This window comes from Mesorhizobium sp. ESP6-5 (genome assembly GCF_020164695.1).
Taxonomy (GTDB): domain Bacteria; phylum Pseudomonadota; class Alphaproteobacteria; order Rhizobiales; family Rhizobiaceae; genus Mesorhizobium; species Mesorhizobium australicum.
In genome coordinates this window covers 1-12,749 of record NZ_JAIUGR010000008.1, presented here as the reverse complement: position 1 = coordinate 12,749, position 12,749 = coordinate 1, and the positions used below count along the sequence as shown (strand labels likewise).

The 12,749-nt window shown below is 62.1% G+C and carries 9 protein-coding genes; 6 read left to right on the top strand and 3 right to left on the bottom strand.

The genetic code is table 11. From position 1 onward, the window contains the following. The first annotated feature begins 50 nt into the window (after positions 1 to 50). The 5 genes from LB524_RS14590 (at position 51) to LB524_RS14570 (ending at position 4,411) form a co-directional block, all read left to right on the top strand. Positions 51 to 1,067 carry an ABC transporter permease gene (locus tag LB524_RS14590; RefSeq protein WP_015317822.1) on the top strand — a complete coding sequence of 339 codons (1,017 nt, stop codon included), beginning with the start codon at positions 51 to 53 and terminating at the stop codon, positions 1,065 to 1,067. Then, entirely contained in the window at positions 1,067 to 2,038 is a 972-nt protein-coding gene (locus LB524_RS14585) for an ABC transporter permease (RefSeq protein WP_224527616.1), read from the top strand. The genes LB524_RS14590 and LB524_RS14585 overlap by 1 nt, the downstream gene beginning before the upstream one ends. Next, a complete protein-coding gene (locus LB524_RS14580; protein ID WP_224527596.1) occupies positions 2,035 to 2,994 on the top strand; it encodes an ABC transporter ATP-binding protein in 960 nt (319 codons plus the stop codon). Before LB524_RS14585 ends, LB524_RS14580 begins: the two co-directional genes overlap by 4 nt. Before the next feature lie 8 nt (positions 2,995 to 3,002). Continuing rightward, positions 3,003 to 3,989, top strand: a complete 987-nt coding sequence (locus tag LB524_RS14575) for an ABC transporter ATP-binding protein (protein ID WP_224527593.1) — start codon at positions 3,003 to 3,005, stop codon at positions 3,987 to 3,989. A 119-nt stretch (positions 3,990 to 4,108) separates the two neighbouring features. Next, the gene (locus LB524_RS14570; protein ID WP_015317826.1) at positions 4,109 to 4,411 is read left to right on the top strand and encodes a DUF982 domain-containing protein; all 303 of its coding nucleotides are present in this window, start codon (positions 4,109 to 4,111) and stop codon (positions 4,409 to 4,411) included. Positions 4,412 to 4,504: 93 nt separating this feature from the next. On the opposite strand, the gene LB524_RS14565 is transcribed toward LB524_RS14570, so the two are convergent. The 3 genes from LB524_RS14565 to LB524_RS14555 form a co-directional block, all read right to left on the bottom strand. Continuing rightward, positions 4,505 to 6,031 carry an HlyD family type I secretion periplasmic adaptor subunit gene (locus LB524_RS14565; protein WP_224527590.1) on the bottom strand — a complete coding sequence of 509 codons (1,527 nt, stop codon included), beginning with the start codon at positions 6,029 to 6,031 and terminating at the stop codon, positions 4,505 to 4,507. A 3-nt stretch (positions 6,032 to 6,034) separates the two neighbouring features. Beyond that, a complete protein-coding gene (locus tag LB524_RS14560; RefSeq protein WP_224527587.1) occupies positions 6,035 to 7,750 on the bottom strand; it encodes a type I secretion system permease/ATPase in 1,716 nt (571 codons plus the stop codon). Positions 7,751 to 7,880: 130 nt separating this feature from the next. Next, a complete protein-coding gene (locus LB524_RS14555; protein WP_224527584.1) occupies positions 7,881 to 11,486 on the bottom strand; it encodes a DUF5801 repeats-in-toxin domain-containing protein in 3,606 nt (1,201 codons plus the stop codon). 650 nt (positions 11,487 to 12,136) lie between these two features. On the opposite strand from LB524_RS14555, the gene LB524_RS28985 reads away from it, so the two are divergent. Then, positions 12,137 to 12,601 carry a hypothetical protein gene (locus LB524_RS28985; RefSeq protein ID WP_224527581.1) on the top strand — a complete coding sequence of 155 codons (465 nt, stop codon included), beginning with the start codon at positions 12,137 to 12,139 and terminating at the stop codon, positions 12,599 to 12,601. Positions 12,602 to 12,749 lie beyond the last annotated feature (148 nt).

The following is a 12,749-nucleotide window of genomic DNA, read 5'->3' as shown; positions in this document are numbered from 1 at the left end:
TGGGTACAGTAGTGGCCTGGGTGCAGTAACGAACCGCGGAGGGCACGTCCGTGTCGTACCAAGTCGCTGCCGTGCCGCGCAAAACGCGAGGGCCCTGGGCCGTCGCGTTTGCGAAGCTGGCAAGAAACAGGGCCGCCATGGCGTCCCTGGCCGTGTTCCTCGTCATCGTCCTTGCCTGCCTCAGTGCGCCTCTCTACGCGAAATGGGCAGGAACAGACCCCTTCGCCTCGACGCTCGACGCCGTCATTCAGATCGACGGTGCCGACGTTCCGGTGATGGAACAATCGACAGAGGGGCTCGGGCTTGGCTACACGCCGCTCGGCCCGACCTGGCGGGTCGGCAACTATTTCCTCGGTGCCGACAGCCAGGGGCGCGATGTCATGGCCCGGATGCTCTATGGCGGGCTGAGCTCGCTGCTGATCTCCGGGGCCGCGACCATCTTCACGCTGGTCCTCGGCACGGCGGCGGGATTGATCGCGGGGTATTTCGGCGGCGTTACCGACACGGTTCTGTCGCGCTTGCTGGATGTGCTCTGGGCATTTCCGATCTATCTCCTGGCGATTTCGCTTTCCATCGTCACAATTTCGCAAGGCATCTCGATCGGACCGATCGAGATCGAGTCCGGCAGCCTGTGGTTGCCGGTCATCATCATCGGTATCGTCTATATACCCTATGTGGCGCGTCCGATCCGGGGGCAGGTTCTGTCGCTGCGGCACAGCGAGTTCGTTCTGGCCGCGATCAATCTGGGCGTACCGGGATGGCGGATATTATGGCGCGACATCCTGCCCAACATCACCACCACCCTCATCGTGTTCATACCACTGATGATGGCGCTGAACATGCTTACCGAATCGGCGCTCTCTTTCCTCTCGATTGGCGTGCAGCCGCCCGCGGCGAGCTGGGGAACGATCATCCAGGACGGGCAGGCGCTGCTTTACACCAGGCCACTCGTGGCGCTGGTGCCGGGCCTGGCGATCGCGATTTCCGTCATGACCCTCAATGTCTTCGGCGACGGCCTGCGCGACGCGCTCGACCCGCGCTCGAAGGTTCGGCTGGGGCGCGACTGATGATCTACGCCATCCTGCGCCGTTTCGGTCAGATGCTGTTTGTGATGTTCGGCATCTCGGTCATCGTCTTCCTGATTTTCTTCGCCACGCCCGGCGCCGACCCCGCGGCCCGCATCGCCGGCCGCAATGCATCGCCCGAAGTGCTCGAGGCGGTACGCCACAGCTTCGGCTTCGACCGGCCGCTCTACGTGCAGTACGTGACGATGATGGAGAAGATCTTCGTCACGGGCGATCTGACTTCTTTCGTCAATCGCGGCTGGAAGGTGGTGCCGGCGGTGCTGGATTCCATACCCGTCACGCTCTCGCTGGTGTTCGGGGCGGCGATCCTGTGGGTGGTTGTCTCCATCGGCATCGGCATCATCGCCGCCGCCACACGCGACAGTTGGCTGGACAGGCTGCTGATGGCGTTGGGCTTGCTCGGCATTTCCATGCCGGTCTACTGGCTGGGCGAGGTGATGAACCTGGTCACCCAGAGCCGCTATCACGACAGCTGGGCGTTTTCCTGGGTGCCGCCGCTTGGCTACAAGAATTTTTCCGACGACCCGAAAGGCTGGTTCCTGACGCTGGTCATACCTTGGATCACGCTCGCCATCCTCTACATCGGCATTTACGGGCGGGTCTTGCGCGCGGCGATCATCGAATCCCTGCAGGAAGACTATATCCGCACGGCCCGCGCCAAGGGCCTTTCGGAGACCCGCATCCTGCTGCGCCATGCCTTGCGCACGTCGCTCATCGCCTTCGTCACCTTGTTCGGTCTCGACTTCGGCGCACTGGTGGGCGGCTCGGCCCTCCTGACCGAAGTGGTGTTCGGGCTGCACGGCATCGGCAAGCTCACCTATGACGCGCTGCAGAACCTCGATTTGCCAATGATCATGGCGACGGTGATGTACGCTTCCATGTTCGTGGTGGTCGCCAACGCGGTCGTCGATTTCGTCTACATCCTTCTCGATCCGCGCCTGAGGACATCATGATATTGTCGGTGCGTGATCTCCGTGTATCCTTCCGGACCGATGATGGCCTGGTGAGGGCCATCGATGGCGTTTCCTTCGACCTCGCGGAAAGCGAAATTCTCGGTGTCGTTGGCGAGTCCGGCTCCGGCAAGACCGTGTCGCTGCTTGCGGTGATGGGGCTTATCACCGATCCCAACGCCATCATCGAAGGCTCGATCCGCTACAAGGGTCGCGAGTTGGTCGGACTGCCGCCGCGCGAACTGAGGCACCTGCGGGGCAACGAGATCGCAATGATCTTCCAGGATCCGATGACGGCGCTGACGCCGGTCTACACCATCGGCTGGCAGATCGCCGAACAGATCCGCGCGCATCGCAACGTCAGCAAAACCAAAGCCATGGAGCGCGTGGAGGAACTGCTGGCGGAGGTGAATTTCCCCAATCCGCGCGAAGCAATGTCGCGCTATCCGCACCAGCTCTCCGGCGGCATGCGCCAACGGGCGGTGATCGCGATGGCGCTGTCCTGCAACCCGGCGCTGCTGGTGGCGGATGAGCCGACCACGGCGCTCGACGTCACGGTGCAGGCAGGCATTCTCGATCTGGTGCGCAAGCTGCGCGCCACGCACAAATCGGCGGTGGTCTTCATCACCCATGACATGGGCGTGGTCTCCGAACTCGCCGACCGGGTCATGGTCATGTATGCGGGCCGCATTGTGGAACGCGGCAGCCGCACGGAGCTGTTCTCCGACCCGCGACACCCCTATACGCGTGCATTGCTTGGTTCGATCCCGCCGCTGACCGGTGCCAAACCCCGCCGCCTGCCGGCCATTCCCGGGTCTCCGCCATCGCTGCTGCGATTGCCGCAAGGCTGCGCCTTCGGCCCGCGTTGCCCCGTCGGGTACGAGCCCTGCCTAACCAGGAAGCCCGAGCTTGGCGCCGCCACGCACGCGGCGGCCTGTTTCCGGGTGGCGCAGACATGAGCGGACCGATGATCGACAAAGACCGTCCAATCCTCGAAACGCGCGGGCTCGGTAAACGCTTCTCGATCGGCAGCCGTTTTTCCGCGGAGGGCAGGCGAACCGTCCACGCGGTCGACAATGTCTCCCTGACAGTGCGGCGCGGCGAAACTGTTGGATTGGTCGGCGAGTCCGGATGCGGCAAGTCCACGCTGGCGCGATGCCTGGTCAGGCTCTACGACATTTCGGACGGCAAGCTCCTGTTCGAAGGCGACGACATCACCTCGAAATCGCTGTCTGAACTGAGGCCGCTGCGGCGGCGCCTGCAAATGGTCTTCCAGGACCCGTCGGCCTCACTCAATCCGCGCCGGCGCGTCGGCGACCTGGTGGCCGAACCGCTGCGCATCCATGGCAGGCTTTCATCGCGCGAGATCGCCAGCCGCGTCGCGGAACTGTTCGACCTCGTGGGACTGTTGCCGGACCATGTCATGCGCTTTCCCCATGAATTCTCGGGCGGGCAGCGCCAGCGTGTCGGCATTGCGCGCGCCATCGCCCTGAATCCCGATCTCGTCGTTCTCGACGAACCGGTCTCCGCGCTCGACGTGTCCGTACAGGCGCAGATCGTCAACCTGCTTACCGATCTGCAGGAGAAGTTGGACCTCACCTATGTCTTTATCGCCCACGACCTGTCCGTGGTGCGTCAGGTCTCGACCCGCATCGCGGTCATGTATCTCGGCTCCATCGTCGAGGAAGGACCGGCGGAAGAGGTATTTTCAGCCCCGGCCCACCCTTACAGCCAGGCGTTGATCTCGGCCGTTCCCGTCGTGCAGGCGACGCCCAGTGGCACGCGCAAGCGTATCATCCTTACAGGCGACGTACCGAGCCCGCTCAATCCGCCATCCGGTTGCCGTTTCCATCCCCGATGCCCAATCGCGGTTGAGCGCTGCCGTTCGGAACGGCCGGAGCTGAGAGAGCACCAATCCGGCCGCAAAGCGGCTTGCCACTTCCCGACGGTATAGCCGACCTCATTCCGATCGCCAGAATTTTTTAAAAATTCTGTTTCCATATGGAACAAATCGCCAGGCGGGGCGTTTCATAAGGTTCGATCGAGCGCATCTCGATCGACCGGGAGGAAACAATGGACTACCTGCATTTCTTTGCGCCCGTGCGGATATCGCGCGGGCAGGGGCATCCTGTAGAAGAAGTGGATAGTGTTGCCGAGGCGATGGTTTTCTTGCGTAAATGGCCGACGGGACGACGTGGGCCAGTTTATCAGTGCGCGCTGAATTGCTGCTCGGCTGCCCTGTCGGGACAGATGTCGGCGGAGGAAGCCAGAAAGGCGTTCACCGGATTTGCCCGGATCACGCGGCTTCTCGACGATGACATGGCACTGCCGATGGGCAGCGACAGCATGGCGAGCATACACGCGCTGCGGCGATAGCCGCCACGCCCCTTTGCCTTTGGTGGATCGCGCCCCTTACGGGCGCGATGGAGGTTATGCTTGACCCTGGGGCAGGTCGGTGGGTATCGCTTCTCAATTCTCCCTGAACCCACGATTGAGCGAATCGCGAACCGGCGCCAACATATAGTCCAGCAGCGTGTGCTCGCCGGTCAGGATCATGACTTCCGCCGGCATGCCGGGCGATAGATGGATGTCATGCAGACCCCTGAGATCGGCCGCGTCGATCTTGACCTTGGCAAGGAAATAAGGCTCTCCGGTTCTCTCGTCCGTCAGCCGGTCAGCCGAAATCGAGGTCAGCAGGCCATGGATTTGCGGCAGGTGTCTGGTTGGAAAGGCCGACAGCACCACACGGGCCGGCATGTCCGGATGCACCACGTCGATATCCGTGGGCTTGATGCGGGAATCGATGATCAGATTGGCCTCGTTCGGGACGATGTCGAGAAGCGCCTGACCGCTGGAGATCACGCCCGATTCCGTTGTTACGCGCAGGTTCATCACCGTTCCGGCGATTGGCGCGACGATGTCCGTCCTCGCCAGCACGTCCTGGCGCGAAGGCAATTGGCTGCGCAATTCGGCGAGATCCGTGCGCGCTTTGGCAAGATCCTCGTTGGCGCTCTCGCTATCCTGCTGACGCAGGTTGAGGAGTTGGAACTGGGTCTCGCCGATCTGCTGATCGTTCTTCGCTATCTGCGCCCGGTTCGATGCCTGGTTGGCTCGAATGTCGGCCTGGGAGCGCTGAAGCGCCAATATCCGCGGCAGGCGTTCGAGGCCCTTCCTGTACATCTCCTGCGCGGAGGCGATCTCCTGGTCGATCAGGCCGAGTTGCTCGGCCTCGGCCGCCATGACATCCCTCGCTCCCGTGCTTTGCTCTTCGATCTGCGCGATGCGCTTGTTGAGGATCTGTGTGCGGCCTTCGCGGGTTGCGAGGCGGCTGTCGAGCAGCGCCTGTTCTTCGGCGACCACCTTTCGCGCGCTCTCGCTGTCGATAGAGGTCAGCTCCTTGGGGAAGGTGGTCCGGTCCCGACCGGCAAGTTCCGAAACAAGTCGCGCCTCGGTCGCCAGCAGGCGAACATAGCGCCCCTCCAGCTCGTCATATCGCCCTTGCGCATCGGTCGTCTTCAGGCTGATAAGCACTTGGCCGACGCTGACTTTATCGCCCTCCTTAACGTGGATCGCGCCGATGATGCCGCCCTCCAGATGCTGGATGGTCTTACGATAACCTTCGGGGCTGACGACGCCGTTGGCAACGACAGCGCTCGCCAGCAGGGCGACGCTTGACCAAGCAGCGGTGCCGCCTACGAAAAGGATGGCCGAAGCGTAGCCCAGCATTCGCGCCGGCCGCGTCCGCAGCTTCAGATTGCGCCTGCTGGCACGGTAGGCGCGCGAGCGTCGCCGGAGCAATCCCGCAATCAAGAGCAGGAAGAGCGCGCCAGCCACCGCCAGCAACATTATGCGAGACGGCGTGTCGGTCCCATCCAACCAAACCGATATCGCTGTGCTGAGGTCGTTGGCGGAGGCGGTCAGCCTGTCGGTGAGTTCGTGCAAGCTGTCCGTCAGCCGGTTCAGCGTCGTCGAGAAGTCGCCAAATCGATCGCTCATGGCTCACTCCGCTGCGTTCAGTTTCGCTGCCGCGTTGGCAGCAAGCTTTTCCCGCAAGGCCGCCGGCACAGGAATGCGCCTGGGCGGTCCGCCGAGCGCGCCGAGCACCTCGTCGCGCGTGCCGAACATCGAAACCGATCCGTCATGGAGGAAGACGACATGATCGGCGGTGCGCAGGAGATTGGTCTGGTGGCTGACGAGAATGACGGTGCGGCCCCGCTCCTTCAGTTGCTGGAGGACGTTGAACAGCGCCACTTCGCCTTCACCGTCCAGGCCGGTGTTCGGTTCGTCGAGAACGATCAGCCGCGGATCGCCGAACAGTGCCCGGGCCAGCGCGATACGCTGGCGCTGGCCGCGCGAAATGCGAGCGCCATGCGGTCCCACTTCGGTCCGGTAGCCGTTCGGCAGCCGCAGGATCATATCATGGATGCCGGCAAGCTGCGCCGCGGCGATGACCGCGTCGCTGTCGACGTCACGCAGGCGCGCGATGTTCTCGCCGATCGTTCCGGGGAACAGCTCGACCTGCTGCGGCAGGTAGCCGAGATGCATGCCAAGTTCGTCCGAAGGCCAGTTGCACACCTCCGCGCCATCCAGCCTGACATGGCCGAGCGAAGGCCGCAGCGCGCCGACGATAAGACGACAGAGCGTGGTCTTGCCGGAACCGGATTGGCCGATCACACCGCAGGTCTGGCCCGGCTCAACGCCGAAGCCTATGGCATTGACAAGCGCCTGGGACGTTCCCGGCGCGCAGTAATGCAGGTTCTCGAGCTTCAGCCTGCCTTGTGGGCGGGGCAATGTGACGCCAACCGTTTGCATCGATCTGGTGTCGGCGAAAAGCTTCATGAGATTGCGGCGCGCGGTTCGCGCGCTGACCAGGCCGCGCCAGGCGCCGATAGAGCGCTCGATCGGCGCCAACGCGCGGCTGAGCAGGATCGAGGCCGCAATCATCGAGCCTGGCGTCAGCTCGCGACGCAGGACGAGATAGGCGCCGAGCCCGAGCACCGCCACTTGGAGCGCTAGGCGAAGCGAACGCGACAAGCTGCCGATGACGGTGGTGCGCCGCAGGAGCCGGGTCTGGATATCCATCAGCGACTGCTGGTTTTCCTCCCAGCGCCGCAGCGCCGGCTCGGACATGCCGAGCGAGCGCAATGTCTCGGCGCCGTCGATAAACTGCCCTACGGCGGTCTGGCTGCGGCGCAGTCCGGCCGCGGCCTCCTGGCTCTTGCGGCGGGTGAGGAAATCATTGGCGAGCGCTGCACAGAACAAAAGCACAGCGCCGGCAAGACCGACCACGCCCAGCGCAGGATGCAGCAACCACATGAACGCCAGGAAGACCGGTGTCCATGGGGCGTCGAGAAAGGTCAGGATGCCGTCGCCGGCGATGAAACTGCGCAGGTCGGCTACGTCCTTCAGGCCGGCTTCGAGGCTGCTGCCGGCGAGCCGCGCGTCCATGGCGCGTTCGATCACCGGAACGCTGAGCTGGTCGTCCAGCCATTGGCTGATATGCCCCAGCATCATACGGCGGGCGTGTTCCAGCATGCCGTAGACGGCGATGGCGCCGACAACGGCCAATGTGAGCCAGAACAATGTGTCGATGGAACCGCTCGACAGTACCCGGTCGTAGATTTGCAGCATGTAAACGGTGCTGGCGAGCAGGAGAAGATTGGAGACCAGGCTGAAGAGGAGGAGGGCGGGGACCTGGTGGCGTGCCAGATGCATTACCTCCTGGAATTGCGGTCTTGGCTGCATCACGGATTTCCCCCGTTTCGATGCTACTGCGAGTGCCCGGGCGCTCAGCTGGGGCGTGGCGGGTGGGGGCAGCAGCAGCTGCTGCCCCCGTAGTTGACCGTCAGGCGATGTCGACGTGGATGAACTGCACGTTGGTCATGTCGCCGTCCGCGTCCGCCACTTGGACGCCGAAGTCGAGGTGCGCGTCCGGTGTCGTGGTCTGGGTCGAGGTGAAGCCGAGGTCGACGATCTTCAGCACATCGTTGTCGGTCGCGTCCCAGTTCACCAGTATGGTCTGGGAGCTACCACCACCAGAGCCAATCGCCCGTTGCAGGTCGATCGCAGTGTTGTCGCCTGTGATCCCGTTGCCGGATTGCATGATCTGGGCACCTTGGATCACCCAGTTCTCGCCGGCAGCGTTGTAGTCGTTCTTTTCGATGATCACGAGGCCGTCGTTGTTATCGAGCGGGAAGTCCGCCGCGTAGGCGGCAGGCACCTGCCCAGTCTTGTAGATATCGGCGTTGGAGATGTAGACCGCCTTGGAGGTGTGCACCGAACTGTCGGTGCTGCTGACCAGTTGAAGAATGACCATCAGGTCCTCGCTGCTGCCGATGCCGTCGAACTTGATCGCCATGTCGCTGGCCGCCTGGGTGGGAACGGTGTCCTCGGTGGCGATGCCGGGACTGTGGTCGAAGAACCGCAGCGTCAGCAATTCGCCCTTCTGGATGGTGTCACCAGCAACCCCGTTCGTACTCTGTGTGGCAGACACCCAATCCTCGTGGCTGTTTGTGACCAGGTCGCCGGGGTTCCACTGGGTGTCGGTAGGTGTCGCGCCGACCCCGTCACTGTCGCCGGTCGTGTTAAGCCCGAACTTAATGGTGTTGGTGGTCGAGTTCGCCGTGAACTGCACGAAGAAGTCACGGTCGGTCGTCTCCGGTGTACTGTCCGCCTCGAAGAGCTTCTCCACCACGATATTCGGGTGGCCGGTATTGCCCGTAGGCTCCTTGGATAGAAGCTCACTGGTGTGAAGAATGTCTTTGGTGAAGCCCTCCACCGCGTCGTTCAAGTTGATGGTGTAGGTGTCATTATCTTTGTCGAAGACAAGGGTGCCGCCCGCCGTTGCCGGGGGGTCGGCGGCCGAGTTGGGGTCGCTGTCGTAAGTGATTTGCCAGTTGAACGATGCCTGATGGGCGTCTTCCGACTGGAGCGTCGCGAACGAGCTGATGAACGGAGTCGCGCCTGGTGCAAGGCCGGTGAGGTTACCACCAAGGCTGAGCTGGATGCCGGAGAGCACGCTGTCCTGGTCGACAAAGTCCGAACCGCCACCCGTGTAGAAGGCAGCCGGATGAGCATCCGCGCCAACGTCGTAGCCGAAGGCTCCCATGGCTGATGCGCTGGTCGTATTGGCCAGAGTCTCGGGGGTGCCGGCAGTGCCGGTCTGGTCGCCGTCGAACGGCACGGTGATCGTCGGAGCATCGTCCTTGAAGATGAGACTCGTGCCGATGTTGACGGTGTCAGAATCCTGATCGCCGTCGCCATCCGTGATGGTTGCCGTCAACGTGATGAGATCATCGGACGTCAATGTTGTTTGCTGATCCGGCCCGGTGTCCGGCGAATGAATGATGGCGCGCTCCTGATCGAGTGTGACGTTACCGTCAATATCCACGCCAACCGTGAACACGACGGCGCCAGCGGCTGAGCCGGCACGACCGACCACGGCGCCGCTTTCGACGAAAAGCAGGACGGACTGGCCGCTTAAGGTATCGATCAGGCCGCTGTCGTTCGTGACCAGATTTATTCCGAGCGCATAGCTGATGTCACCACCATCTGCACCGGCATTCGACTGGAAGGCGGCAGAGAAATCGCCGCTGTTGTCGCCCAGGCTGGACTCGTCAACCGTGATCGTCGGCTTGGTGCCGTCCCCCGTGACGCTCGGGCCGTCATCCCTGATCTGTACCTTATCGCCGATGGCGACGCTGGTGTCGCTGCTGTCTCCGTCGCTGTCGACGGCATGGAGCTTGGCGACCAGCGCGCTGTCGAGCATTGTCTGCACGTCGTCCGCGTCGCCGGGATTCGAGTGGGCAATCGCCAAGTACTGCGCGATGCTGAGAATGCCGTTCTGGTCGATCGAGATAGCGAGCGCGATCGGGTCGCTGGCGACGCTGCCGTCATTGCCGACATCAACCCGGCCTATCACGAGGCCATTCTCGACATTAAGCAGGATATTATGGCCATCAAGCGAATCAAAGCCGGAGTCAGCGTTTGGCCCGCTGACGCCAAGCGACAGCGTCTCTGTGCCAGGTGCGTCCGCGCCGAAGTTCGAGTTAGGCGTGACAGCGGCGGAAGCGCTGGACGCCCAGCCAATAGCCGAGCCAAGCGCCACGAAGGCGGCGGGCAGGGAGCCGAGCGGCTGGTCATCGGAGTTGAGGTCGACACCGGATGTCTCGTCCTGCAGCAGCGTGGCCGTTTCCTCGATCAAACTGGCCGACGGGCCGTCGTCGTCGAAGTTGATAAAGGAGCCGACTTGTTCGGTGTAGGCGTTGGTTGATTGTCCACCAAAGTGAACTTCCTTCACATCGAAATAATCTTTCTGCGTATCAATGTTCTTGATGGTGAAGCGGTCAAAGGTAGCGTCTGCAGTGAAATCGACCGTCACGCCCTCGCCGACATCATGAAGGATCAGTCCAGGGCCGCTGTCATTAATGGTGATGCCCAGGGCTGCGGCCGTGGTTGTGACGCCGTTCAGTTTGAAGGTCACCGCGGAGATATTTATCTCTGCATCATTGTCATCGCCGGGCAACGCGGCGCCTTCCGCGTTGTCGTTATTGTTGTAGGCGTGGATCTCGATATCGGCCTTGGTATTGGTAGGTGTGGACTGCGAGACCGAAAAACCGGCGCTGATGACAGTTTCGATGTGGCTGCCGTAGTCTGGCGCGAGCGGCGAGTTGGTGAAGTTCTTGCCCGCGCTCTGGGTGCCACCATTGATGAGGTCAATCTGTAGCTCGCGGCCAAAGCGCACGTCCTGGGATGAGACACCCAGGCCTTGCGTGCTGATGTTGACTTCGGCTTGCACGCCATTGTCGTGAGCAGTGACGAGAATCTTCTGTGAGCTCGCCGCATCGGCGTCGAGAATGTACCATTTGTTGTGTCCGGGAGGGGCATCGCCAAGTTGGCTGAAATTGACGACGGTGGTTCCCGAGACCGATGCGAACACCTTGCCGGTCAGATCGATGCGGTCGTCTGGGTCGGCCGGGTTCAGATGGAGCAACGGCACATACTGAACCAGGTAGAGGTCCGCACTCGCGCCGGTGCCATCCAGCCCGAACGAGAAGGCGAGCGGGCCGTTCGCGTCTGGCGCGATGACCAGACTAGAGGTCCCAATGACGCCGATCACTACATTTGGGTGCCCCACGGCTTGGAATAGCCAGACATAATTGCCGTCGGCCGTCTGAATGCCGCTGTTCACACCGACGGTGGTGGAAAACGGGGTTCCGGAGGCGTTCTGCGTAAGAACGACTGAGTCGATGGTTTCCCCCGCGCTCGTCGAGGCCACCACGAAGTTGGACTGGAAGGCGACCTGCGGTGAGGCCAGCCCCCCCGCTCCGTCGCGGCTGAGGAGATATAGCAACGTGCCATTGCTGTTGCCGGTCGGGTCTATTTCACTGGGCTGCTGAAGGCCGGTCGTCTCGTCGATGATGATGTCTTGGGCGAGGATGTCGAGTGCCATCGGAATTCTCCCTGGTTATTGCGGCAGGCCCAAATCGGCCCCAACGCCGGCAACCGGCCGCATGGGCGCGCATCCGCCGGTACGGCCGGCGCTACGCGTCCTCGTTAAAGAAAGTGGAGTGGTGGAATGGATCGGGGGTAGGGCGTCGAGGGCGTTCCAAGCCCTTCGCTCATGCCCCGGTCAGGCGTTCCCGCGCGGACGTGTCCTGCGCGCGTGGATCATCCGCAGCCGGCGGATGCTATCAGGCAATAAATAGGCCATGATGATGACCCCCCTCCCTTGGCACGCACGGATGTGCATGCCGTCCTCCTTTTATTAGCAATAGCTAAAAAGCTACTCCAATTTGTGGATAATTCAATATGCCTATTGCATTTTTGAAATTCATATGAATCTAAACCGATTCAAACAGCATCGAACAGCCGTGAAATCGCGGCAATTCTCGCCTGCCAAGTGTTTGAAATGCAAAGAGAATGCAGTAGATTACAGGCTTTGCACGCTGTTCGGTGATCAACACTGACCAGCCTCGGCAGAGAGCAACTAAAATCAAACATGCTGGAAGCAAATTCGCCGACTGCACCTATGATGGATTGGACGGATCGGTATTGCCGGTTCTTCCGTCGCCAGTTGACGGCCCGCGGGCGAAGATCGACGTGGCCGATCCTCAGGTCGTCAATGAACTCCTATTCTCGCCCAACCTCTCCATCAATGAAACTGGCGCTCTCGATCCTGCTGCTTCTGTTGGTCGCGGGACGGTGACCGTCTTCGACACCACGTCTCGTGTAGAGACCGGCAAGGTCGAGTTCGAGGTCCCCGGCATTCGCCGCGAGGGCGTCCAGGCGGTCGACATCGAAATGGCACGCGACGGCGCCACTGCCTATGTCGCGCTCGGTTCGGCCAACCGGGTGGCCGAAGTGGATGCCAAGACGCTGGCGGTGCGCCGCCTCTATCTCGTCGGCCAGCGGCCGTGGCACTTGGCGTTGTCCGATGACCAGAAGCGCCTGGTCAGCGCCAATGGCAATTCCGGCGACATCTCGTTCATCGATCTGGAGAATGAGGAGGTGGTGAAGTCGGTGCCGGTGGGACGCGGCCCCTGGGGAGTGGTGATCGGTCCATGAAGGCGCTGTCGCTCGAGGGCCGTATCAGTTCGGCGGTCGAACTGATACGCTTCACGCTCTATCTACGCTTTGATCCCGTTTCCGCCCTTGTCGTTCTCGCCTGCCTCGTCGTGTTTTTCCTGGCGGCAGTGGTCGGCTACGACCCCGG

Coding starts and splice junctions, on each gene's coding strand:
- LB524_RS14565 (WP_224527590.1), bottom strand. CDS start 6,031: ATGAGCGATCGATTTGGCGACTTCTCGACGACGCTGAACCGGCTGACG.
- LB524_RS14575 (WP_224527593.1), top strand. CDS start 3,003: ATGATCGACAAAGACCGTCCAATCCTCGAAACGCGCGGGCTCGGTAAA.
- LB524_RS14555 (WP_224527584.1), bottom strand. CDS start 11,486: ATGGCACTCGACATCCTCGCCCAAGACATCATCATCGACGAGACGACC.
- LB524_RS14585 (WP_224527616.1), top strand. CDS start 1,067: ATGATCTACGCCATCCTGCGCCGTTTCGGTCAGATGCTGTTTGTGATG.
- LB524_RS14560 (WP_224527587.1), bottom strand. CDS start 7,750: ATGCATCTGGCACGCCACCAGGTCCCCGCCCTCCTCCTCTTCAGCCTG.
- LB524_RS14580 (WP_224527596.1), top strand. CDS start 2,035: ATGATATTGTCGGTGCGTGATCTCCGTGTATCCTTCCGGACCGATGAT.
- LB524_RS14570 (WP_015317826.1), top strand. CDS start 4,109: ATGGACTACCTGCATTTCTTTGCGCCCGTGCGGATATCGCGCGGGCAG.